22 protein-coding genes are annotated in these 22,884 nt (G+C 42.8%); 13 read left to right on the forward strand and 9 right to left on the reverse strand.

Going from position 1 to position 22,884, the window contains the following annotated elements:
- Positions 1-2 precede the first annotated feature (2 nt).
- From tuf to AACU32_RS30650, 3 genes are all read left to right on the forward strand, one after another.
- Entirely contained in the window at positions 3-1,232 is a 1,230-nt protein-coding gene (gene tuf, locus AACU32_RS30640) for an elongation factor Tu (protein ID WP_096605353.1), read from the forward strand.
- A gap of 170 nt (positions 1,233-1,402) precedes the next feature.
- A complete protein-coding gene (gene rpsJ, locus AACU32_RS30645) occupies positions 1,403-1,720 on the forward strand; it encodes a 30S ribosomal protein S10 (protein ID WP_010998474.1) in 318 nt (105 codons plus the stop codon).
- A 292-nt stretch (positions 1,721-2,012) separates the two neighbouring features.
- On the forward strand, positions 2,013-2,663 hold the full coding sequence (locus AACU32_RS30650; protein ID WP_096605355.1) for an LON peptidase substrate-binding domain-containing protein: 651 nt from the start codon (positions 2,013-2,015) through the stop codon (positions 2,661-2,663).
- Between the two features lie 155 nt (positions 2,664-2,818).
- Here AACU32_RS30650 and pheA read toward each other — a convergent pair whose 3' ends face one another.
- Positions 2,819-3,688 (reverse strand): prephenate dehydratase, encoded by an 870-nt coding sequence (gene pheA / locus AACU32_RS30655; protein ID WP_096605357.1) that lies wholly within the window; start codon positions 3,686-3,688, stop codon positions 2,819-2,821.
- A gap of 459 nt (positions 3,689-4,147) precedes the next feature.
- On the opposite strand from pheA, the gene AACU32_RS30660 reads away from it, so the two are divergent.
- Positions 4,148-4,735, forward strand: a complete 588-nt coding sequence (locus AACU32_RS30660) for a DUF1997 domain-containing protein (protein ID WP_096605359.1) — start codon at positions 4,148-4,150, stop codon at positions 4,733-4,735.
- 198 nt (positions 4,736-4,933) lie between these two features.
- Here the strand turns inward: AACU32_RS30660 and AACU32_RS30665 are convergent, their stop codons facing one another.
- The 4 genes from AACU32_RS30665 to AACU32_RS30680 all read right to left on the reverse strand — a co-directional run bounded on the left by AACU32_RS30665 (position 4,934) and on the right by AACU32_RS30680 (position 11,800).
- Positions 4,934-5,593 carry a ribonuclease HII gene (locus AACU32_RS30665; protein WP_096605361.1) on the reverse strand — a complete coding sequence of 220 codons (660 nt, stop codon included), beginning with the start codon at positions 5,591-5,593 and terminating at the stop codon, positions 4,934-4,936.
- 8 nt (positions 5,594-5,601) lie between these two features.
- On the reverse strand, positions 5,602-7,740 hold the full coding sequence (locus AACU32_RS30670; RefSeq protein WP_096605363.1) for an Rne/Rng family ribonuclease: 2,139 nt from the start codon (positions 7,738-7,740) through the stop codon (positions 5,602-5,604).
- Between the two features lie 552 nt (positions 7,741-8,292).
- A complete protein-coding gene (locus AACU32_RS30675; RefSeq protein ID WP_096605365.1) occupies positions 8,293-10,968 on the reverse strand; it encodes a TIGR03960 family B12-binding radical SAM protein in 2,676 nt (891 codons plus the stop codon).
- A gap of 529 nt (positions 10,969-11,497) precedes the next feature.
- Positions 11,498-11,800 carry an STAS domain-containing protein gene (locus AACU32_RS30680; RefSeq protein WP_096605367.1) on the reverse strand — a complete coding sequence of 101 codons (303 nt, stop codon included), beginning with the start codon at positions 11,798-11,800 and terminating at the stop codon, positions 11,498-11,500.
- Between the two features lie 461 nt (positions 11,801-12,261).
- On the opposite strand from AACU32_RS30680, the gene AACU32_RS30685 reads away from it, so the two are divergent.
- A complete protein-coding gene (locus tag AACU32_RS30685; RefSeq protein WP_096605369.1) occupies positions 12,262-12,459 on the forward strand; it encodes a hypothetical protein in 198 nt (65 codons plus the stop codon).
- A gap of 295 nt (positions 12,460-12,754) precedes the next feature.
- Entirely contained in the window at positions 12,755-13,930 is a 1,176-nt protein-coding gene (locus AACU32_RS30690; RefSeq protein WP_096605371.1) for a pyridoxal phosphate-dependent aminotransferase, read from the forward strand.
- A 32-nt stretch (positions 13,931-13,962) separates the two neighbouring features.
- Here AACU32_RS30690 and AACU32_RS30695 read toward each other — a convergent pair whose 3' ends face one another.
- On the reverse strand, positions 13,963-14,370 hold the full coding sequence (locus AACU32_RS30695) for a hypothetical protein (protein ID WP_339378394.1): 408 nt from the start codon (positions 14,368-14,370) through the stop codon (positions 13,963-13,965).
- Between the two features lie 203 nt (positions 14,371-14,573).
- Between AACU32_RS30695 and clpS the strand changes: the two genes are divergently transcribed.
- The 4 genes from clpS to AACU32_RS30715 all read left to right on the forward strand — a co-directional run bounded on the left by clpS (position 14,574) and on the right by AACU32_RS30715 (position 16,464).
- Positions 14,574-14,855, forward strand: a complete 282-nt coding sequence (clpS, locus tag AACU32_RS30700; RefSeq protein WP_339378395.1) for an ATP-dependent Clp protease adapter ClpS — start codon at positions 14,574-14,576, stop codon at positions 14,853-14,855.
- A 64-nt stretch (positions 14,856-14,919) separates the two neighbouring features.
- Entirely contained in the window at positions 14,920-15,744 is an 825-nt protein-coding gene (locus AACU32_RS30705) for a CPBP family intramembrane glutamic endopeptidase (RefSeq protein ID WP_096605377.1), read from the forward strand.
- 109 nt (positions 15,745-15,853) lie between these two features.
- Positions 15,854-16,081 carry a type II toxin-antitoxin system VapB family antitoxin gene (gene vapB, locus AACU32_RS30710; protein WP_096605379.1) on the forward strand — a complete coding sequence of 76 codons (228 nt, stop codon included), beginning with the start codon at positions 15,854-15,856 and terminating at the stop codon, positions 16,079-16,081.
- Positions 16,078-16,464, forward strand: coding sequence for a type II toxin-antitoxin system VapC family toxin (locus AACU32_RS30715; RefSeq protein WP_096605381.1), 387 nt, complete (start codon positions 16,078-16,080; stop codon positions 16,462-16,464). The genes vapB and AACU32_RS30715 overlap by 4 nt, the downstream gene beginning before the upstream one ends.
- Positions 16,465-16,563: 99 nt before the next feature.
- Here the strand turns inward: AACU32_RS30715 and AACU32_RS30720 are convergent, their stop codons facing one another.
- The 3 genes from AACU32_RS30720 to AACU32_RS30730 all read right to left on the reverse strand — a co-directional run bounded on the left by AACU32_RS30720 (position 16,564) and on the right by AACU32_RS30730 (position 20,475).
- Positions 16,564-17,199: a pentapeptide repeat-containing protein gene (locus tag AACU32_RS30720; RefSeq protein WP_096605383.1), complete on the reverse strand. Its 636-nt coding sequence runs from the start codon at positions 17,197-17,199 to the stop codon at positions 16,564-16,566.
- A complete protein-coding gene (locus AACU32_RS30725; protein WP_096605385.1) occupies positions 17,196-18,590 on the reverse strand; it encodes a DICT sensory domain-containing protein in 1,395 nt (464 codons plus the stop codon). Before AACU32_RS30725 ends, AACU32_RS30720 begins: the two co-directional genes overlap by 4 nt.
- 295 nt (positions 18,591-18,885) lie before the next feature.
- Positions 18,886-20,475, reverse strand: a complete 1,590-nt coding sequence (locus tag AACU32_RS30730) for a photosystem II high light acclimation radical SAM protein (RefSeq protein ID WP_096605387.1) — start codon at positions 20,473-20,475, stop codon at positions 18,886-18,888.
- A gap of 627 nt (positions 20,476-21,102) precedes the next feature.
- On the opposite strand from AACU32_RS30730, the gene AACU32_RS30735 reads away from it, so the two are divergent.
- The 3 genes from AACU32_RS30735 (at position 21,103) to AACU32_RS30745 (ending at position 22,883) form a co-directional block, all read left to right on the forward strand.
- Positions 21,103-21,498 (forward strand): DUF1830 domain-containing protein, encoded by a 396-nt coding sequence (locus AACU32_RS30735; protein ID WP_096605389.1) that lies wholly within the window; start codon positions 21,103-21,105, stop codon positions 21,496-21,498.
- A 171-nt stretch (positions 21,499-21,669) separates the two neighbouring features.
- The gene (locus AACU32_RS30740; RefSeq protein ID WP_096605391.1) at positions 21,670-22,131 is read left to right on the forward strand and encodes a DUF4079 family protein; all 462 of its coding nucleotides are present in this window, start codon (positions 21,670-21,672) and stop codon (positions 22,129-22,131) included.
- Between the two features lie 194 nt (positions 22,132-22,325).
- A complete protein-coding gene (locus AACU32_RS30745) occupies positions 22,326-22,883 on the forward strand; it encodes a hypothetical protein (RefSeq protein ID WP_096605393.1) in 558 nt (185 codons plus the stop codon).
- The last annotated feature ends 1 nt before the right edge of the window (position 22,884 follow it).

Consider the following 22,884-nt stretch of genomic DNA (forward strand, 5'->3'; position numbering starts at 1 on the left):
TCATGGCACGCGCAAAGTTTGAAAGGAATAAACCCCACGTTAACATCGGAACTGTTGGCCACGTTGACCACGGTAAAACAACATTAACAGCAGCCATTACCCTGACCTTGGCGGCTCTGGGCCAAGCTATAGCTAAAGGCTACGACCAAATCGACAACGCACCAGAAGAAAAGGCGCGGGGTATCACCATCAATACCGCTCACGTTGAGTATGAAACCGAAAAGCGGCACTATGCTCACGTAGACTGTCCAGGACACGCTGACTATGTGAAAAACATGATCACTGGTGCGGCGCAAATGGATGGAGGTATCCTCGTAGTTGCGGCAACCGATGGTCCTATGCCCCAAACCCGCGAACACATCCTGCTGGCAAAACAGGTAGGCGTTCCCAGTTTGGTTGTCTTCTTGAACAAAGAAGACTTGATGGATGACCCAGAACTGTTGGAACTAGTAGAATTAGAACTGCGAGAATTGCTTTCTAGCTACGATTTCCCAGGTGATGATATCCCCATTATCAAAGGATCAGGTCTACAAGCCCTCGAAGCAATGACCGCCAATCCCAAGACAAAACGGGGTGAAAATGAGTGGGTAGATAAAATCTACGAACTAATGGATGCTGTAGATGCCTACATCCCCACCCCAGAGCGGGATATAGATAAGCCCTTCTTGATGGCGGTAGAAGACGTGTTCTCCATCACAGGTCGTGGTACAGTCGCCACAGGTCGGATTGAGCGGGGTAAAGTCAAAGTTGGTGATAACGTTGAATTAGTAGGCATTAGAGACACTCGTAACACCACCGTAACTGGTATCGAGATGTTCAAGAAGAGTCTCGATGAAGGTATGGCTGGGGATAACGCAGGTGTACTACTACGGGGTATTCAGAAAGCTGATATTGAACGGGGAATGGTAATTGCCAAACCAGGTTCAATTACCCCTCACACTCAATTTGAAGGTGAAGTGTACGTTCTGACAGAAAAAGAAGGTGGTCGGAAAACACCATTTTTCGCTGGCTATCGTCCTCAGTTCTACGTACGGACAACTGATGTTACAGGCACCATCAAAGCTTTCACCTCCGATGAAGGTGCTGCTGTAGAAATGGTCATGCCAGGCGATCGCATCAAAGTGACTGTAGAATTGATCAACCCGATCGCAATTGAGCAAGGTATGCGCTTTGCGATTCGTGAAGGTGGTCGCACCATCGGTGCTGGTGTTGTTTCCAAGATTATCAAATAGCACCTTTGTAGCTCTCATTAAAAAGGAGCAGAGATGGCACAATCAGTCTCTGCTCCTTTCTCTTCCCTATTTTGAAAGGATTGGCAATTGGGAATGGAAATTTCATCTTCCAGTCCCCAGCCACCAGTTCTTTCCAGTCCCTTAACTAACCAGAACCTAGAAAACTAAAGATGGCAACTCTACAGCAGCAGAAAATTAGAATCCGCTTACAAGCTTTTGATCGTCGCTTATTAGATACATCTTGCGAGAAGATTGTAGACACCGCTAACCGCACTAACGCCACAGCTATTGGACCGATTCCTTTACCAACAAAACGTAAGATCTATTGTGTGCTGCGATCGCCTCACGTAGATAAAGATTCCCGAGAACATTTTGAAACTCGCACCCATCGCCGGATTATTGATATCTATCAACCTTCTTCTAAAACTATTGATGCGCTGATGAAGTTGGATCTACCATCAGGTGTGGATATCGAAGTTAAACTTTAATTAGTTATTAGTCCATAGTCAAAAGTCAGTAGGAAAGGGTTTGGCGAAATATTAACCGAGAAAACAGATATTTTGGTTAAACCCGCCCGGACAAAAGTCCACAGTTGAGAATTTCTTGACTATTGACAACTGACAACTAACAACTGACTCTTGTATTAAGATTGACATGGCCCTGAAGTAATCTATCTCAGGGCTTTTTATTTAGCAATCAAACAAATGATAGAATATAGACAAATTACGGGAGAAGCAGAGAAATTTAAATCTTAAAGATTAACTTTATACCAAAGTAACTATGACATCCTCTTCTAGAATTGCAGTTCGCGAACTACCTCTGTTCCCGTTGCCTGATGTAGTTCTTTTTCCTAGCAGACCATTACCGCTGCATATATTTGAATTTCGCTACCGAATCATGATGAACACGATTCTCGAAAGCGATCGCAGGTTTGGTGTTTTGATGGTCGATCCAGTCAAAGGTACTATTGCTAATGTTGGTTGCTGTGCAGAAATTATTCATTACCAGCGACTGCCAGATGACCGGATGAAGATGTTAACTTTAGGACAGCAAAGATTCCGTGTTTTAGAATATATTCGCGAAAAACCTTATCGAGTAGCCTTAGTTGAGTGGATTGAAGATCAACCACCAACAAAAGATTTGCGGCCTTTAGCCTCTGAGGTAGAACAGCTGCTGCGTGATGTTGTGCGTCTTTCAGCAAAGTTAACAGAACAAAATATAGAACTACCAGAAGATGTACCTGATTTACCCACAGAATTATCCTATTGGGTAGCCAGTAACCTTTATGGTGTAGCCGCAGAGCAGCAGTCATTGTTAGAAATGCGAGATACTGCTGCTCGTCTAGAACGGGAATCAGAAATTCTGACTTCTACCAGGAATCACTTGGCAGCACGTACTGTCCTCAAAGACACATTTAACCAGAAGTTATAGGTTAATAGCAAACAATGGCATTCCTGAATCAGGGTGATGAGAGGGACAAGGAGACTTTCTGGCGCTATGGCGTAGAAAAATAATCAATGCCCAATACTTCTCTGCGAGAGGCTACGCCAACGACTTCGCTCAGTACAAGTGCCCCATGCCCCATGTTAAATTGCGATCGGGAGAATATTATAGCTACCAAAAATTTTTAAGATTTCTGTGTAGGTGCTTAATTCTGCCAAAGCAGATTGCATTTTTGCTGTATCAGCATCTGCTTCTAAATCCATGAAAAATAAATATTCTCCCAAAGAGCGCTTTGTCGGACGAGATTCAATCCGACTCAAGTTGATGTCTAATTGTGCAAATATCTGCAAAGATTTGACAAGTGCGCCTGGTAGATTGGCAGGTAAACTAAAAGCCAGTGAAGTATGAGTACGGCTGGGTGAAGATATGTGGTAAGAATTGTCTGTTTGACCTTGACTGATCACCCAAAAGCGTGTGCAGTTTTCTGGATGATCGTTGATACCTGTAGCTAAAGTAGGTAGATTGTAAAGTTCAGCTGCTCTCATAGATGCGATCGCAGCAGATGTAATATCTTGCTTGAGTAACTGTAATGCTTCGGTTGTGGAATTGCTGGGAATCAGCTGCACAGTCGGGATAAACCGCTCTAACCATGCTTGACATTGTGCCAAAGCTTGTGGATGTGAGTAAACAGTTTGAATGCTATCTAAACTTGTCGCGCAAGAAATTAAAGTATGGGTAATAGGCAAAACCAAAGCTAATTGAATTCGCAAAGTATCCAACACCCACAGTGTATCCATTGTCATGGTAACACTGCCTTCAATAGAATTTTCCACTGGCACTACCGCTAACTGAGTCTGTCCTTGGGCAACAGCTTGCAGTGATTGAGCAATGCTGGGATAAGGGCATAACGTAGCTTCAATTCCTGTTGTCTGCTTCAGCCAGTTAACATAAAAAACCGCTGCTTGCTCTGCGTAAGTACCAGGGGGGCCTAAATGTGCGATCGATAATGTCATGCTTTTAACTTTTAAGTAAGATTTTAAGTGAGAAATAGCGTCGCTTCATGTGCCAGTTGTCAGTTGTCAAAAGGTATTGGGCATAATTGACAAAATTAAGATTCCCGCAAGTAGCGTGGGATTTTTACTATAGGTAAATTAAGCTGACAAAAATTGTTTTCTAGAATATAGATTACTCTTAACCTGTCACTTAATCTTTCACAGGATTGATGAATAATTGTACTATTTGATAGTAATCATCTTGCGCATATTTTTTTTATTTTGTCAATCATTAATTTCGATGATTACTCATATATTCTTCTATCCAAAGATAGTAATGAGATTATCAAGTTTTTACCCATAAGCGATAGTTTATGAGCAACAATTATTTTTATAATTAAATAAGTTTAAACTTTTTACTAGTAATTTTAATATTTAAAAAAATATTAAAATTAAATAACATAATATACGTATCTACTCATGGCTACCCAGTTTACGGCTTCTCAATCGGTTGAAATAGCTGTTCCAAAGCAGCCTATTCCCATTCAGCACTACTTGCGTCAGCCCCAACGTCTAGTTCATGCTTTGGTTGATACCAATCGCATTCAGCAACTTTCTGAGGAAGTATTTCGGTTGAAAATGCGTCCTCTAAGTTTTATGACACTAAGTATTCAACCTACTGTAGATATGAGAGTATGGGCAGAATCTGATGGAAATATTTATTTGCGCTCTGTAGGTTGTGAAATTTTAGGTGTCGAGTATATTAATCAACGCTTTGCTCTAAATTTAAAAGGCTATCTATCACCCTCTCAACGTAGCACCGGAACCTACCTGCAAGGCAAAGCCGATTTAGAAGTCCAGGTGGAACTACCACCACCATTTTGTTTTACTCCTAAACCAATTTTAGAAGCTACTGGTAATGGTTTACTCAAGAGTGTGCTATTAACAGTTAAGCAAAGACTGCTACATCAACTTTTAGCAGATTATAGCCGTTGGGCGATCGTTCAAACAAAAGAACAAGGGCTTGCGGATAACAGTCTAGAATTACCAATTCTGAATATAGAATAAGCCTTGGATTATTTTGTAGAGTTTTTAAACACTCAACAGACCCGGAGTTAGCCTAAAATGAGACAGAATTTTCCCCCGTTTTCCCGAGCAAATTTTATGTGATAAAACACACAAAAAAGTTGGGAAAATATTTGTTTCCTAGCCCCTAGCCCCTATTTTCCAGCGAAGAAAGCCGAAGAACGCAATGGTTCTTCAGCACTAAATTTGGCAAGGACGGAAAGACTTACGGTGCAGGGGTGAGGGTCCGTATTTTTGCAGAGCTAGTAAATGCTTTTGGCTACCATAACCCTTGTTACGTGTTAGGTCGTACATTGGGTACTTTGATGCTAGGCGCAGCACCAGTTCGTCACGCCAAACTTTAGCCACAATACTAGCTGAGGCTATATTAAGCGATCGCTCATCTCCTTTGACTATTGTTTGTTGTGGTAGTAACAAGTCTTTAATTGACTGATTACCATCAATTAAGCAGAGTGCAGGCTGTACCTTCAGTTTTAGCACAGCCCGCTTCATTGCCAACAGTGTTGCTTGCAAAATGTTGAGGCGATCGATTTCCGCAGTGGACGCGAAGCCAATTTTCCAGTCTATTGCTAGCGCACAAATTTGTTGTGCTAGTTGAGTCCTGCGGGAACTAGACAGCTTTTTGCTATCTTTAATTTTAGCTGCCATTAGTTCCGGCCAAGCATGATCTGGTAGTAACACTGCTGCCGCAACTACAGGGCCAAATAGCGCACCTCGCCCTACTTCATCTACACCAGCCACACCTGAAGTACCTGATAAGGCAGACAACTCCAGCCAATTGAGTTCGCTTGGGGATGTCAGCGAGCAAATATCTGCGGCAGTTTGTCTGGTTTCCACCATGATTAAAATTAACTTTCTTCTATGGTGGAGGTACTACCGTCAATTGCCGAAGATCGACGACGGCGGCGACGGCTGGCGGCGGTAGAACTATTAACTTCACTTTCATCGGGAATATCAGTAAATCCTGATTGTTCAATTACTGGTTCGGGTGAAGGTTTGGGTTCTAGCTCAACTTGTGGTGTAGGTAATTTGATCGGGCTAACTTCACTACTAGTTTTCGGGGGAGGGACAGTTAACTCTAAAGGCGATTCAGGTGGTGAAGTTGGCAGTTGTCCTGGTTGAACAATATTAATAATCACAGACTTAGGATTTTTAACTTCCCGGTCTAACTTCACCAAAGGCGAAACACCCATTAAAGCAAAAACATCCTGTTCCTCTAGTGACATCTCTACAGTTCGAATTTCCGGTGGTTCTACCACTGGTTTGACTGGCTCTACTTTGGTAATCTTAGTCCGCTCTCCTCTTTCACTCCAACCTTGTTTGTTGAGGCTAGGTGCAGGTATTTCTGGTGTTGTCGCTAGTTCACTATCAGCATCAATATCTAAGTCTGGTTCGTTGCCAAAAGCGAGTGGATTGTTAATCACCCGAGGTTCATCTTTGCCATTTGGAGTACCGATACCAATCCGACTGCGACGGGTACGGGTACGGCGCTTGTTATCGCCCAGTTCTTGATAGCTGGGATGATTCATCAAATGCAAAGCACTCAAGTCTGAATCCGGATCAAATGTTTCTCCAAAACCATCGTAGGTTTCTCGTGGTTCTGGGATGCGGGCAGCTGGCAGACGTGGTTCTCTGAGTTCTCTGGGTTCTCTGGGTTCTCTTGGCTCTCTGGGTTCTCTTGGTTCTCTATGAGGCAAAGATACGAAGCGGTCGGGAATTTCTGGTGATGTTATGGGCAATCTGTTTTCGCTTTCTCCGGGCAGACGCACAGTATGCCCTAAACCACCACAGGTAGGACAAGTTTCACCAAATAACTCGTAAATATTTTGACCTTGACGTTTCCGGGTCAGCTCAACCAAACCTAGCTCGGTAAGTTGGGCAATTTGGGGACGAGCTTTGTCTGCTTTCAGGGCTTTGTTAAAATGCTCCAGAACTTGCAGTTGATCGCGTCGCGATTCCATGTCTATGAAATCCACAACAATTACCCCAGCAATATTACGTAGACGCATCTGGCGAGCAATTTCTGTGGCGGCTTCACAGTTAGTCCAAAGGACTGTTTCCCTAGCTGTGGCGGAGCGTGTAAAGGAACCGGAGTTAACATCTATAACTGTTAATGCCTCTGTAGGCTGAATGATGATGTATCCTCCAGAAGGTAAATCTACCCTTGGTTTCAGGGCTTCTCGAATCGCGGCATTGATGCGGAAGTATTCTAAAATTGGCGAGCGATCGCGATGATGGTCAATTAACAATCCCTGCGGTGTTTGACCCCCACTCCAGTTTTGTAAATACTGCTTGACTCGCTTCAAACCAGTACTCGAATCCACCACAATGCGATTCACATCTGCGCCGTACATATCCCGCAGGACGCGCTGAATAAAGTCATCATCCCGATTCAGCAAAGCTGGGGCACGAGTGGATTGGGCTTCTTGTTGAATTGCTTCCCACTGCTTTTGCAATACTTCTAAATCTTCGATAATTGCTTCTTCTGGCTTACCTTCAGCTTCTGTACGTACCAGTAAACCCATTCCCGCTGGTTTAATCAAAATTGCTAAGGCACGCAAGCGGTTACGTTCACTTTCACTTTTAATCCGCCGAGATAAATTTACACCTCTGCCATAGGGCATGAGGACTACATAGCGCCCAGGCATAGTGATATTACCTGTAAGCCTTGGGCCTTTGGTTCCCGTTGGCTCTTTCATCACCTGCACCAATACTTTCTGCTGTGGTGCTAATAATTCTGTAATTGCTGCTGCTGTGCGTTTTAGCTTTAAAGGCCCCAGGTCAGTCACATGAATAAAGCCGTTACGCTCTGGGTCGCCAATATTCACAAAAGCTGCATCAATACCCGGTAATACATTTTCCACTACACCTAAGTATATGTCACCAATTTGGTGATGACCTGTGGCGACGACAAGTTCTTGTATTTGATCTTCCGAAAAGACAGCAGCAATTTGATGCTGTTCTGCGATGATAATTTGCTTTGGCATTCAATTTCCTCAAAAATTGGCAGCACTGATTGGTAAAGGAGGTTTGTGATGCCTCTCGCCCCTGCAATCCTTCAAAGGTGCTGCTGGTAATAAAAATTGTAAATCTAAGCTCAAAGTTAAAGAGCTATTGATGCTGGGAAAAGCGTTTACACGCGCGATTATTCCAAAAAGGCTGCATATGTTTAAGCAATTTAATCAACCATCTGTGGTTGATCTTTGATGCTATACCTTCACCATTTAGGTATTAGGTATCGAGCAGTTGTTTTAAAAGAATAGAGGAAGAGTTGCCGACGAGCTTGTTATTAATGACTAATTCACTAGGTAGCTACTACAGAGAGTGTGTTCTTTAACCTGCCTCAGTTTTTCCGGGATAAAATCCTAGAAGTTGCACTCTCATATCTTTGCCTTTAACCCTTAACAGGGTAGTGAACCAGCTGATTCAATGCAGCGCCAGAAAATTTCTCTTCATCCCATTCTAACGCAACCTTGCCAAAAATCAATTCCCACGATGTACCATATTAGGGCAGCTACTAGCAAGCTACCCTTGACGGATTATATACCTAAAACTAGCCGATTGCGCTGGATCTGCAACAGAATAAATTCTGCGCCAGCTACTATTTCTAGCATAAACAGAATTTGTTCGGGACGCAACGACACGCCATCAGGACGACAGCTACCTAGATAACGGAGAATAGCACCCGAATCGGTTGGAGTGTCGTGGGTTGTGATTAATTCCAGTTCAAATAAGCGATCGCGCAGATTTACTAACTGGGTTTTACCTGACTTGGTGGTTTGCTCCCAAGTTATTTCGCTTCTGGCTTGAATTTGCTCGATCCAGTTTTGCCATTGTGCAGGTGTTGCTGCTTCATTTGCCAAGACAGTAATTAAATATTCTGCTGCCACAATTGCGCTTGCAGCTGCGGGAGCTTTCAAATCTACTTCCATGACATTATATATAGGGATGTCTGTGGGCAACTCCCTAGTTAGATGTTCGCAAAAAGTATCCACGTCCATTAGCTGGGTTAACTCAAAATCAACTATTTCACCATTGCTAGTAGCGCCCAAAGCTAAAGCATTAGCTATGGAAATGCGCGGACTTGGATGAAACCCACCAGTAAAAGCTACTGGTAAACCAGCTCGCCTGACTACTCTGTCAAATAAGCGCAGTAAATCTAAATGACTTACCAACGCCATGTCTCCCTGCTTGCCAAACCAGACACGCAGGCGTTGCACTTTGGTTGTATTCGGCACAAACTCACCGGCGAATTCTGGAACTGTCGGTGGCTCGATGACGATATTGTGCCCAAAATCTGTCCCACAGACACCGCAATGAGAACAACCGTCAAAAGAACAGTCTGGTACGATTGCGGCTTCTAGGGCATTTTGTAAATCTTCTTTAAGCCACTTTTTGTCAATTCCTGTATCTATGTGGTCCCAAGGTAAGGGCAGATCGAGGGAGAGAGGTAAGGCAACAGATGAAGCGGATGAGGAGGATAGTACTTCCCCATCTGTTTCATCTTCCCCATCTGGCTCTGCTTCGCTGCTTTTCTCCTTGACTGTGGGAAATAAATTCCATTCACCTTTTTCCACTTGACGGTATTTCCAATCTAAACCAGCTTCGGTGATCGCAGTTCCCCATGCTGCAAACGCCTGATCTATACTTTCATACCAAGAATCCATGCCTGCACCCAACTCCCAAGCACGGCGGACTACTTTCCCTAAAGAGCGATCGCCCCTACCAATAAAGTCTTCCATTGCGGAAATCCGGATATCCGTAAAGTTTAGCTTTACTCCTTTGATCCGGCGAAATTCTTGTCGCAGTAGCTTTTGTTTGCGCGCAAATTCAGATGTAGAAACTGAGTGCCATTGGAAGGGTGTATGGGGCTTAGGAGTGAAGTTAGAAATCGTCAAGTTAAAGTTGATCGGTCTTCTGCTTTTGTCCCGACATTCCCTCTGTAACCAGCTTACTGTTTCTGCAATGCCGATAACATCGGCATCAGTTTCACCAGGTAAGCCAATCATAAAATATAATTTGATTTTATCCCAACCTTTCTCCCAGGCTGTTTTTACACCCCTGAGCAATTCTTCATTGGTCAGTCCTTTATTGACAATATCCCGCATTCGCTGGGTTCCAGCTTCCGGGGCAAAAGTCAGTCCGGATTGCCTTGTCCCGCCCAGGATGTTGGCAATATTTTCATCAAATCTGTCTACCCGTTGACTAGGGAGAGTTAGGGTAATATTTTCATTTTTTAACCGATTTTTAATTTCCATCCCGACTGCTGGGAGGGACAAATAATCAGAACAACTCAAGGATAGTAAGGAAAATTCGTTATATCCAGTCGCCTGCATTCCTGCTGTAATTGCTTCTACGACTTTTTCGGGGGCGACATCCCTAGCTGGACGGGTGAGCATTCCTGGTTGACAAAAGCGACAACCACGAGTGCAACCCCGGCGAATTTCAATTGTTAAGCGATCGTGTACTGTTTCGACATAGGGAACTAGCCCAATAGAATAAGCCGGTATGGGTGTAGCCACCCGGCGCAAAATTCGTTTTGGTACCTCTGGGACTAAAGGATGAACTGAACCATCCTCTGCCTTACCATAAAACTGCGGGACATATACCCCTGGTATTTGGGCTAAGTCCAGCAGCAATTGTTTGCGGCTTAATCGGGCTTGTTTGCCTTCTGACAAAACTAAGCCAATTTCTGGTAATAGTTCTTCACCATCTCCTAAAGCGATAAAGTCGAAGAAGTCAGTGTAAGGTTCGGGATTGGAAGTTGCTGTTTGCCCACCTGCAAAAATTAAAGGGTAATTACCCTCTGTCCGTTCTTGCCATGTTAGGGGTATACCTGCCAAATCCAACATTTCTAGGATGTTAGTTGCTCCCAGTTCATAACTGAGACTAAAGCCCAAAATGTCAAACTCCAAGAGCGATCGCTTAGACTCTACGGCAAACAACGGTGTATTTGTTGTGCGTAGTTTTGCTGATAAGTCGGAACCGGGTAGGTAAGCGCGATCGCATAACTGCCCGGGTTGGGCATTTAATATGTTATACAGAATGATATGCCCTAAGTTGGATGCTCCGACTTCATATACTTCTGGATAGGTTAGTACCCAACGTATTGCTGCCTTTTCCCAGGGTTTTTGTATTGCTAAGCGCTCATTACCTAGGTAACGCGCTGGCTTTAAAATATCCGGTGTGATTAACTTTTCAACTGCAACAGCCACTGTGCTATCTTCTAGCTACCTTAATTACAGCTACTCACCTCTAACCATAGCATTGATTAGGTCTTTTCACAGAATTGACAACCGTAACTTACAATTCTGTTACATTTTAGGAGAATCAAGGGTCTGGGATGGGGAGGATGTGGTACCCTGCGGGTTCTGCTTCTCTACAAGACGCTGCGCGAACGCAGTACGACTTCGCGGTAGTTGAGCGTATCCGAAACTCACCAACCGGAGGATGAGGGGGGACAAGGGAGACAAGGAGAGAAGTCTGAGCGCCGACATCCGGCGTTAGCGCAGCGGTAGCGAGGTACGAGCGTCTGGCGTCTCCCCTTGGGAGACGCTGCGCGAACGCCAACGTCTTCTCCCAAGGGGAGACGCTGCGCGAACGACGAACAGAACTTCGGGGAGATGAGGAAGTGTGGGGAGTTTTCTTCCCCATCTCTTCTCCAATGCCCAATGCCCAATACCCCTTCGCCACAAGCCCAATGCCCCATCTCCTAAGTAATACTGCTGTCTATCCAGATTTGCTTTAAAAAATTTCAAATACCTGATCTAGTTGTGTCAATTCAAAAATAATTCTAATTGCCGCAGAAACAGAAGACAGTCGCAAACTTCTTCCCAAACTCCCAGCCAGCTTGAGTGCAGATACTAAAGCCATCAAACCTGCGCTATCTAATGATTCTACCTCTGCTAAATCCACTACCAAGATGGAGGTATCATCTTGTGTCAACGCTGTAGTCAGATCCCGCTCAAATTCCAAAGCGTTGGACGCATTTAGGCAACCTTGGGGACGAATAACTGTAATTTGTGGACACTTAAGTACCGCTTGCATAATGAAATCCTAATTAAAATTATTGAACGCTAAACTTTATCTGAGATGTATTTGAACATAAACTTTTTTGCCTAACATCGACCAATTGTCTGAGCTGTCTTTGCTGAATCTTTACCACTTACGTACTACTGTTTAAAGATTGTTCTAAATGTATGTATATATACATTTTTTTATCGAAAGTTCACAAACAATCAACATGGCAAGCGCAAGAGCAAGATAAACATACGTAGCTATTGCCAAAGAACTACTTTATCTTACGCTCAGGCTGATTTAAAATCAGGTTACCTTTCCGTAAAAATCCCTAAATCCTAGCCTGAACAGCGGTAAATACTGAGTTTGATGGTGAATTATCCCTACAATTGATTGTGATCTAGATCACAGATAAGTATGGGTTTAGATCACTTTTTATACCAAACTCTATCTTGGATAATTAAGAGCAAATACAAATTGGTTAAGACTTTATGAGAACTAGACATGCTATTCGGCATTTAGTAGAAAAAGCCCTTGATATTAAAAAATTAACGCCGGAAATTGAAAATGAAATCAATTCTGAATTGACACAAATGGGGTACATATCTGATGTTGATTACGAAGCTCTGGAATTATTAATGGCAGAGATGGATGCCGGCAGAATTAAGTTGGTTCCCAGCTTAGGATAACTATCAAGTATTGCTCAAAATTACAGGTTTTTTCTCTATCTAGAGTTATAGCAATCGGAAATCATTCGTGAATCAAATTTATTGCTCGTTACCTATCACCACGACTAATTTCACAATTAAAAGAGAATTGCTACATATAACTTCAAGATAATTAACATAATTTTGGCAAAACCAAGGCATCGATAACTAAGCTGATGTCATCGTCGGTATTTTTCAGTGAGTTGAATATTTAGATCCCTGGTCTGGCGTAAACTGTGCTAATGAGCATCAACATTTGCATTAGTAACAAGTCGCCATGCAGTTCGCTAAACGCCTAGAAAACATTCCTCCCTACCTGTTCGCTGAGATTAATCGCAAGGGAAATGAACTCATAGCTAAGGGAGTAGATATCATCAATTTAGCGGTGGGCGATCCAGACAGGCCAACTCCGACCCATATACTCCAAGTAATGCATGAGGCGATAGATAATCCCTCCACACACAACTATCCACCTTATCAAGGTACTCAAGAATTCCGGGAAGCGGCAGCTAAGTGGATGGAACGGCGGTTTGGAGTAGCTCTTTTGAATCCAAATACAGAGGTTGTTTCTTCTATCGGTTCTAAAGAAGCGATTCACAACACTTTCTTAGCCTTTGTGGAACCAGGAGACTATACCCTCATACCCGATCCTGGCTACCCTGTATATCGAACTGCTACATTATTTGCTGGTGGTGAGCCATTTACTATGCCTTTGAAGGCAGAAAATCAATTTTTACCTGATTTGACGGGGATTCCCGAAGAGGTTGCGCGTCAAGCAAAACTGTTGTGGATTAATTACCCGAATAATCCCACAGGGGCACTAGCAACACTAGAATTTTTTGCGGAATTGGTAGCTTTCTGCAAGCAATACGATATTTTGCTGTGTCATGACAATGCTTACTCAGAAATGGCATACGACGGCTATAAACCGCCGAGTGTACTCCAGATTCCAGGCGCTAAAGATGTAGCGATCGAGTTTCACAGTCTGTCAAAGTCGTACAACATGACCGGCTGGCGAATTGGTTTTGTAGTAGGGAATGCCACCGGGATTAAAGGCTTGACACAGGTTAAAAGTAACGTCGATTCTGGGGTGTTTAAGGCAATTCAAGCAAGTGCGATCGCTGCCTATTCTACCAATGAAGCAGAACTCCAATCTGTAATTGCTGTGTACCAAAATCGCCGGGATATTATCGTCAAAGGACTGCAATCACTAGGCTGGCCAATTCAGCCACCACAAGCTACTCTTTACGTCTGGGTTCGGGTTCCCCCTGGATATACTTCTACAGAATTTGTCACCCTGCTACTTGACAAATGTGGCATTCTTGTGCCTCCAGGCAACGGTTATGGTGCGGCTGGAGAAGGCTTTTTCCGGATAGCCCTGACTGTACCTGATGAGCGAATGCACGAAGCAATTCAACGCCTCAAGGATGCGGGGATTCGGTATGATGCATGAGGATTGGGCATTGGGCATGGGGCATGGGGCATTTACAATTTGTTATTAGTTATTTCTCCCTTGTCTCCCTCATCCCCCTCATCCCTAGCCCCTAATCCCTCTTGATATTCCTGCCAAACTAAGTGAATAAACTGATGGAGTTTCTGCTTAGCAGCTGAGTCAGGTTCGGTTTTAGGTTCTTTTGCCAAAACTTGACTCAATATCGTAATGACTTCAGTATCTAGGGCGGGTTGAAACAAATTTACAGGCCATAGTAAATCAGAAGCATCTCGCAGGTCAGTTACCTGCGGCGGTTCTGAGATGAAATCGACTAGCACTAAAGGACGTACCCAGCATAACTGACGGGAAACCACGACTTGAATGACTTCTGCATAAAGATTCATGTCGCCATGCTTTAAAGACACAATTTGTCCTGGTTGAAAGTTGAGGCTCATGTCCATAATCACACAGCTTGGGTTTGAAAAAGTTGGCAGATTTTCTCAATTTTTACAGAAATTTCCGGGTTTATCAGCAGTGTATAATAAAGAAAGCCTTGATTAGTGCGGCATCTGGATATAAATGCTATAAAATAGTGAATAACTGTTAAGCGATCGCTAGACAGATTCTCTGTTGTAGTAAATCAAAAAACAAAGAGCAAAGAACCGTGTCAGTCGAAACCATTGAGAAGCGTTCCACAACCCGCAAGCTCGCGCCTCAGTATCGCGTTTTGCTCCATAACGACGACTACAACTCGATGGAGTACGTGGTACAGGTACTAATGACCACAGTACCGAACGTCAACCAGCCCCAGGCTGTTAGCATTATGATGGAAGCCCATACTAACGGGCTAGCTTTAGTGATTACTTGCGCTCAGGAACATGCTGAGTTCTACTGTGAAACTTTGAAAAGTCATGGTTTGAGTAGCACTATTGAACCTGATGAATAATGATGCGTCATCAATTACGAGTCTCAATTTAGAATATTGACTTGTAACTGTTGACTGATTTTAAATGAAAATTAACTTTATCCATCTAGCTCAACGCCCTGCCCCTATAAGGCTGGGTTGTTTTATTTTGGCTTTGTTATTGCTATGGTTACCTTTTGCTACACCAATTTACTTACTAGTACATGATTCTAACTTAGTAAGTATATTAACAATGGTGTTGCTATATGTAGAGTTTATTTTTCTCCTGAGGTTATGGGGTAAATATGTTTATCAACAATCTCACATACTGCGCCATTATGGCTTAGAAATTTCTCGGCACAACGGTGTAGATTTGCTACGTGGCTTGGCTATTGGCATCATTAGCGTATTAGTATTATTTGGCTTGCAAGGTGCTTTTGGTTGGTTAGTCTGGCAACAACCTCATGTTTTCTTATTAAAGGTGGTTTTAGAAGGTTTTCTTGTTGGTTTAGGAGTAGGTTTTGCTGAGGAATTATTATTCCGAGGTTGGTTGTTGAATGAATTACAACGTAATTACAGTCCAAGAATTTCTTTGTGGACAGATGCGATTTTATTTGCCGGATTGCACTTTATTAAGCCATTAGAAGCAATTATTCACACACTGCCACAATTCCCTGCTTTAGTACTATTGGGGTTAACGCAGGTGTGGGGTAAACGCTGGCGTAGAGGCAGGCTTGGCTTACCAATTGGTTTGCATGGTGGTTTAGTGTGGGGCTATTACATTATTAATATTGGGGGATTAATGAAATATTCTGGTCAGGTTCCTGATTGGATTACGGGGGTGAATAATAATCCTTTGCAAGGTGTAATGGGTGTATTCTTTATGAGTATATTAGCTTTGTGGATGCGGGGTAGGAAAGTTAAGAATTAAAGTATAAACAGAGGCGCAGGCAACTTATTCAATTTGCACAAAATTTGTTTGATATTAAAACAAGTGTAGCTTTGATGTTTTAAGTAAAGATTGCCAAGGAGAACAAACAATGATAGAACCAGTGATTTTACAAAAATTAGAAGAACTGCCTGAATCTCTTCAGACAGAAGTGCTTCATTACATTGAGTTTTTGATAGATAAGCACACTAAAAACTCTACCCAAGAAAAGCCAACAAAAAAATATCGTGTTGCGGGAACGATGAAAGAAATGTTTGTTTTGCCACTACCTGATGACTTTGATGAGCCACTTGAGGATATGAAAGAATATATGGAATGAATAGATTACTCTTGGATACTCATGCTTTGATATGGTTTGTCTCTAATGATGCAAACCTGCCAGTTTCAACTAAAGAAAAGATAGAATCTGCTGAAACTGTTTTCTTCAGCATTGTCAGTCTGTGGGAGATGGCGATTAAACTCAACATTGGAAAACTACCCCTACAAGGTCTTTTTGAAGAGATTGAACCGCAACTGATTGCTGCGGGTATTACAATTCTCCCTATTACATTTACCGATACTGTTCAATTCCGTTATTTACCTTTGCATCATCGAGATCCGTTTGATCGGATTCTGGTAGCACAGGCGATGAATTATCGACTGATTTTAATTAGTCGTGATCCGGCTTTTGATGCCTATTCTATTCAGCGGGTGTGGTTATGAAGAAGGCAAAAACTCCGATTTCTTGCGAATGTAGCTCCTTGTATTTAGACCGTGTAGTTTTCAGGTAAACCTAGTCTATTTACCTGAAAAGATTTGTCATTAAACTTTCTCCACAACTGTTCCCACCACACAAGCCCTATCTAAATTCACGCCGTTTAAATTTGCACCTTCTAACTCAGCACATAATAAATTAGCACCAGTAAAATTTGCTCCGGCTAAGTTCGCCCCGCGCAAGTCGGCTTCTTCGAGATTTGCTTGACTCAACAACGCCCCTTGCAAATCAGTACGGGTTAAGTCTGCACCTTTGAGATTTGCGCCTGTTAGGTTAGCACCGCGTAAGTCAGCACTGCGTAAATCAACGCCTTGTAAGTTGACGTTCATTAAATTAGCACCACTCAAGAAAGCACCCGCCAAGGACACATCAGTGAGTGTCGCCCCCATGAAATTAGCGCCGCGCAAATTGCTACCACGCAAGTCAGCACCAGTTAAATCTGCTTGCATCAAATTTGCGCCCATGAGGTTCGCCCGCAAGTCGGTAGCTTGGAGATTTGCTCCCATCAAATTCGCGCCTTCTAAATGTCCTCCTTCGAGTTTGGAACCAGTGAAATTGGTACCTACAAGGGTTGCGCCTGCAAGATTGATGCGGCTTAAATCAAGTTGGCAGAGTTCCTCGTCTTCTAAATCTGCCCCTGGGAGTTGTTTGAGATTTCCTAATTTAATAGCTTCAATATTCATTGTGGGTAACTACCAATCTCCTCACTAGTCTTGTTTTGACTATCCCATCGGGAATCAATTAGCCACATGCCAGCACTGACTTTAGTTTCTATTAAGGGTAAGTCGAGTCCCTGTTGCAAACCCATGACTAACAAAGCTAGGGTATCTACCAGTTTAGGGTCAAAGCGGGTTGATTGTTGTCTACACTCATCTAAAGCTTGAGTAAAAATTTCCTCTCGACTGATTGGGGATGATTTTTTCTGATTGACTCGCCATTGAAAGTCGGCGACTAAGGCTAAAATTCTCGATTCTAGGGGAATTTCATCTCCCCCTAAACCGGCTGGTTCACCTGTACCGTTCCACCATTCGGTTTGATGAGTAATAATTTGCGCAACTGCTCGCAATCTAGGCATGGTTCGCAGTACTTGTGCGCCTGGTACTAAGGGACAGCTTAAGGGACGATTGGCATCTTCTTCGTGGTAACGTGTAGAACTACCAGCTACAAGAACGGTTTCTGCTTTTTGTAGCGGATCTATGCGGTGCAGTAAAGCGGCTAAGCGTAATCTTTTAATTTGCCATGCGGGGAGATTTAACAGCTGCCCCATTGTTTCTGCTAGGGCTACGACTTCCGCCGCTGCCATTGGGTTATTGATATCTGCTTGATCTATTAATTGCGCCATGCGTAAGAATGCTTGGATTTCGTTAGAAACCAAGTTGCTGTCTAGCACCTGTTGACGCAACGCTGTAGGAACGGGTATATTTTCCTGCCCAGTCTGGAGGTAATCGACCACAAGGGAGACAACTGTACTCAAATCTTCTGGTGTCACCAGGCTAGGCGGAATCGAATTTTTATGGGCGGTCAGCTTGTCTGCTAGTTCTGAATTGTATGCTTTAATGTGGGCGATCGCTAATTCTGCTGTCTCTCTGACTAACTCTGGTTCAAATGTCCATAAACCATAGAATTTACGCTCTAAGTCGGATGCAGGTATACCAGCACTGCCATAATCAGCTTCTGATAATTCTTGACAAATTACCATTGCTGTGTATTTTGGTGAAAGAATGATTAGATGCCACTCTTGAGCCACAGCATCGGCTGGATCTAAGGCTACTAAGTCTACGTTAGGTAGCTGGCTTGTGGGATGTTCGGCAAAGCCAGCATCGGAGGCTGCCATAATCAGAATCTGGGCGCTGTGCTGGGCGATATCTGCGTATCTTTCTGCTTCTTGGAGATACCATTTACCCCGTTGGAAGGCAGTGATCACTAAGGGTTGACTATCATCTTTGAGGATATGGTCTTCTAAGGCATGACACAGGGCAACTAGGGTATTTTTGTAGTACACCCCAAATCGGATTGGTCTAGTACTACGGCGATGAATACTATCTAATTGTTGGAGTAGAGAGCCTTCTAACATGGGGTTTATTTAAATCCACCGCAGAGGCGGAGAAGATCAAGAATTGTAAATTTGTATCTATAACTCTTTTAAGTGTACTTTTTGAGGTACGAATTATGCTAGAGAGCAGAAACTAGTGTTAAAGTGGCTAGAATAAGGGGATAACAACTTTATTCACCGAAAATAGCGAAAATTTGCCTCTTAATTATTTTGAGCGCGCGATCGCAAATCCTCAAAATTTTAGAACCAGAAACTGGTGTACCGAAAAATCTCCCGAATTCAATTCGGGAGATTGTCAATATTGGATCAAGGAGGATTAAACACCTACCAACTGTTTATTGTTTTTGTCCATTGGCGCAGATAGTGCTGCTTCTAAATCAGCACACCCCAATCTCTCTTCTAAGATTTTCATGACTTCACGCCCAAAGTCATTGGGGTTTTGTTGCCAAGCTTGTAAGCAAACTTCGCCGAAGAATGAACCCAGAGGTTCAGGATTCCACAGAAGTTTTTTGGCTGTCCACGGCATCAAGCTCATGGGATTATACCCTGGTTTGAGGATGCCTTCTTTAAAGGCATATTCTTCTAAATGGGTATGGGGTTGTAATCCAATAAAGAAAATGGCAGGTTCGACTTTATCAGCGCCAAAAATCCGTTCGAGTTCGCGGTGATAGGCGATGGTTTGGCGGATGGTTTCGGGACGTTCGTCAATGACGTTAAAGGAGTAGTTGACAGAAACTAAGTCATTGAAACCAGCCGCTTTTAAATCGCGACAGTTTTGCAAGACAGTGCGGAGGTTATATCCCATCCGCATTTTCCGCACGAGTTCTTGAGAACCACTGGTAATCCCGATTTCAAAGTAATTCATCCCAGTTTTTGCCATCAAGTCGCATAACTCGGGTGTGAGGTTGTCGGCTCTGATGTATGCTGCCCAATGGATGTCTGTCATCCCCGAATCGACAATTTTTTGTAAGAGTTCTACTGCATCGTCGATAAATTTCCTAGCGGGGATAAATTGAGCATCGGTAAACCAGAAATTGCGAATACCGCGATCGTACAATTGACGCATCTCAGCCACCACTTCATCGGCTGGATTAATACGTACCTGTTTACCTTCAACTACGGTGTAGACACAATAACAGCAGTTATGGGGACATCCGCGTTTGGTTTGGACACCAATATAAAAGTCTTGGCTTTGGAGATAATAGTGAAATTCCGGCCAGATGCTTTCGATATAGTTGTAGTTACAGGCGGATTTTTCTAGTGGCGTGGGTTGTTCGTGAATTAACCGTTTTCGTGGTTGAGTTTCACCGACTACATAGCAGCGTTCATCGCGAAACTCTCTACCACTTAAAAATTTTTCTAGCAGAGTTTCCCCTTCACCTACAGAGATAATCGTCCCTGGTGGTAAACTTTTACCCAACTGTTCGTAAAACACGCTCACTGCACCACCACCGACAATTGCACGGGCAGTTTTTGCATACTTTTGGGCGCGTTTTAAACCGCGTTTAATTAATCCCAGATTTCGCCATAACTCTACGTAATAAGCAATGAAAATTCGCAACCCGCCAAAAGCTCCGCGTAATTTCACTAGAGGATTTTTCCCATAGTAAAATTCAAAAGCGTTTTGTAAAGGGTTACCACCACGACCACCAACGGGAGCGTATATTTGGATATCTCGCCAAGAAAATATCAGTAGTGTGGGTTTAAATTCATCGATACAACGCTCTAGAGCTTGAGCATAATCTAAAGGTGGTACACATCCCAGATCAAAGATGCGCTGTTCGATACTGGGAAATTGTTTGTGGACATGATCGCTTAGGTAGACAACCCCGATAGGAAAGATGGGGTTACAGGGAAGGCGAACGTAAAGAATTCGATTTTCCATTGTGCTTGCTTTAACTGCCATCTTGCCGTGCTTCTGGGTTAAGTAAAGTGAAAAAACATCCAGCGTTTTACTGTATGTATTAATTGTGGCTGTTTTCTTTGATTGCGATCGCGCTTAACATTTGCGCTGCGTCTCAATCAAAGTGCATCTCCGCGTATACAACGTGGAAATACCTAAAATTGCTTTGCATACCACTAGGTATGGTATCCAGCAGCTAAGTTTATGAAGATTTTTTGCTTATAGCTTTACCATAACATTGACTTTGTCCCAGAAGCGACGATCCCCATCTCTAACTCTGGAGATAGATCACCCAACAAAACTCATTTCTTTAATCGCTTCGCCTGTCAGTTATCAGCTGTTTTTGATTTAGTTTAATCCCTTGTGTCAGGACTACCCCTAATTTCTTTAGATTAAAGAAGTTATATAACAACTTGTTTATCAAGGAATGAATATACAAAACTTCCTTTATAGTGTATAATTATATAAAAAGCATAGATATTTACAAAATTTTCATATCTTATACATATCTTTAGATAGAAATAATGCAGAAATGTGCAGTTGGTAGTCGGAGTTACAGCTTGTGGGGATCAGCAAGTGTTAGTTTTGCTGATGTAATGTAAAATTGTGGCGTAAAGCTCCTCAGCAGTTATGGCTCAAATACTAGATCCTCTACCACCTGAGCAATCGGGGAACATTCTCTGCTGCTACGTAAATGCCACGAGCAAAATCCAGGTTGCCCGCATCTCCAATATTCCTAATTGGTATTTTGAAAGGGTTGTTTTTCCTGGACAACGTCTCGTGTTTGAAGCCCCTAAAGAAGCTCAAATGGAGATTCATACGGGGATGATGGCAAGTGCAATTTTATCGGACACAATTCCCTGTGTTCGCCTTGCAATCAATGAGCATGGTACTTATGAGATGGGTAGCAGCTCACAAGCAGCAATAGACTGTATCACTAAAACACCAATGGTGCAGCCAATTAATACAAAAACAGAAGATACAACAAAACCTTTAACAGTAGCTGGTTTAGCTTCCGTTGATTAAAAAAAATTTTTCTCAATTTTAGGGGTTGCTGAAGTCAGCAGCCTTTTTTGTTGGTTAGTCAATGGTCAATGGTCAATAGTCAATAGTCAGTTGTCAGTTGTTATTTGCTCCCCCTCATCCCCCTCATCCCCCTCATCCCCTCTAATACGCTTTGTACTCTACAATCAATGTATGAATTTGCCTTCTTTTCTTTGGTTGTGGAAAATAGCAGCTTGGTCGATGGGGTTATCCTTACTGGCATATCTGATGTTAGCGACCACTGGCTTTTGGATGTTTAAAGCGAGAACTTTGCAACATCCTCCTAGTTTGCCTATGTTTCATAGAGGACTTGGGGGAATGCGATCGCTCCACTACACTATCGGTATCAGCATGGTCAGTTTAGTGCTGCTACTACTGGCAATTGGTATTATTGGCACATTGGGGCATTTTGGTTCCTTGGGACAATCATCACACTTGATTGCTGGATTAGTTGTAGTAGTATTAGTTTTGCTCTCGGCTTTCAGTGCTAACCAAATAAGTCCTGAAAGACCTTGGATGAGAAATTTACATGTAAGTATAAATATTATTTTGTTTATAGGTTTTGTTTGGGTATCACTCACAGGTTGGAGTGTAGTGCAAAAATATTTACCTTAATTGATTACCATCATCAGCTATTTTCTGCGGTAATCTTGGCTAGAGTAATACACCCATTGAAAGTTCGTAGTCAGCAAAAAGCGTGCTTCAAAATCCATTGACTAAAGTCCTGACTAAGAATTTAATCGGCCCTGATAATCAATGCATGAATCAATAGTTAGGATGAAGTTAAAGCAATTCATCGTAATTGAGCCGTGACAGCAAACTTAGTTAATACCTCAACCTCTGTTTTTCGCCTCTCACCGTTAATTCGCATAACGCTGTTGAGTTTATATTTAGCACTCACAGTCCCATTACCTTTTTTGGCGCAAGTAACAGCTGCACCTGTACCACCAGCATTATTGTGGATAGGAATTGGTATCGGTTTTATTGCTTTGTATGCAGTGTTGACCGAACGAGTTACCTTGGATGAGCAAGGAATTCAAGTCACCTATCCTGTATGGGTACCGCGATTTTTTCGTAAAGGTTGGTCTTTAGACTGGACTGAAGTCAAAGAGTTAAAACCTCGCACCACTGGTCAAGGAGGTATAGTATATTATTTCCTGAGTCAGTCAGGAAAAGCTTATTTATTGCCGATGCGTGTAGTTGGATTTGCTCAACTAGTAAGGCAAGTACAGGCAAAAACAGGTATTGATACCACAGATGTGCGTCCTTTAGCACAGCCTTGGATGTATTTTATATTGCTGGGGTTCACTTTATTGTTGCTGTTGGTAGATGCTTGGACTATTTCCACAGCTTTGACTATTGGATAGG

It is taken from the genome of Calothrix sp. NIES-2100 (genome assembly GCF_963875285.1).
GTDB lineage: Bacteria > Cyanobacteriota > Cyanobacteriia > Cyanobacteriales > Nostocaceae > Aulosira.

Excerpts from the sequence above, each read along its gene's own strand:
- AACU32_RS30695 (WP_339378394.1), bottom strand. The coding sequence starts at position 14,370 with ATGGACATGAGCCTCAACTTTCAACCAGGACAAATTGTGTCTTTAAAG.
- AACU32_RS30650 (WP_096605355.1), top strand. The coding sequence starts at position 2,013 with ATGACATCCTCTTCTAGAATTGCAGTTCGCGAACTACCTCTGTTCCCG.
- AACU32_RS30660 (WP_096605359.1), top strand. The coding sequence starts at position 4,148 with ATGGCTACCCAGTTTACGGCTTCTCAATCGGTTGAAATAGCTGTTCCA.
- AACU32_RS30730 (WP_096605387.1), bottom strand. The coding sequence starts at position 20,475 with ATGGCAGTTAAAGCAAGCACAATGGAAAATCGAATTCTTTACGTTCGC.
- AACU32_RS30720 (WP_096605383.1), bottom strand. The coding sequence starts at position 17,199 with ATGAATATTGAAGCTATTAAATTAGGAAATCTCAAACAACTCCCAGGG.
- vapB (WP_096605379.1), top strand. The coding sequence starts at position 15,854 with ATGATAGAACCAGTGATTTTACAAAAATTAGAAGAACTGCCTGAATCT.
- AACU32_RS30665 (WP_096605361.1), bottom strand. The coding sequence starts at position 5,593 with ATGGTGGAAACCAGACAAACTGCCGCAGATATTTGCTCGCTGACATCC.
- AACU32_RS30715 (WP_096605381.1), top strand. The coding sequence starts at position 16,078 with ATGAATAGATTACTCTTGGATACTCATGCTTTGATATGGTTTGTCTCT.
- AACU32_RS30740 (WP_096605391.1), top strand. The coding sequence starts at position 21,670 with ATGAATTTGCCTTCTTTTCTTTGGTTGTGGAAAATAGCAGCTTGGTCG.
- pheA (WP_096605357.1), bottom strand. The coding sequence starts at position 3,688 with ATGACATTATCGATCGCACATTTAGGCCCCCCTGGTACTTACGCAGAG.
- AACU32_RS30680 (WP_096605367.1), bottom strand. The coding sequence starts at position 11,800 with ATGCAAGCGGTACTTAAGTGTCCACAAATTACAGTTATTCGTCCCCAA.
- tuf (WP_096605353.1), top strand. The coding sequence starts at position 3 with ATGGCACGCGCAAAGTTTGAAAGGAATAAACCCCACGTTAACATCGGA.
- rpsJ (WP_010998474.1), top strand. The coding sequence starts at position 1,403 with ATGGCAACTCTACAGCAGCAGAAAATTAGAATCCGCTTACAAGCTTTT.
- AACU32_RS30685 (WP_096605369.1), top strand. The coding sequence starts at position 12,262 with ATGAGAACTAGACATGCTATTCGGCATTTAGTAGAAAAAGCCCTTGAT.
- AACU32_RS30705 (WP_096605377.1), top strand. The coding sequence starts at position 14,920 with ATGAAAATTAACTTTATCCATCTAGCTCAACGCCCTGCCCCTATAAGG.
- AACU32_RS30725 (WP_096605385.1), bottom strand. The coding sequence starts at position 18,590 with ATGTTAGAAGGCTCTCTACTCCAACAATTAGATAGTATTCATCGCCGT.
- AACU32_RS30735 (WP_096605389.1), top strand. The coding sequence starts at position 21,103 with ATGGCTCAAATACTAGATCCTCTACCACCTGAGCAATCGGGGAACATT.
- AACU32_RS30690 (WP_096605371.1), top strand. The coding sequence starts at position 12,755 with ATGCAGTTCGCTAAACGCCTAGAAAACATTCCTCCCTACCTGTTCGCT.
- AACU32_RS30670 (WP_096605363.1), bottom strand. The coding sequence starts at position 7,740 with ATGCCAAAGCAAATTATCATCGCAGAACAGCATCAAATTGCTGCTGTC.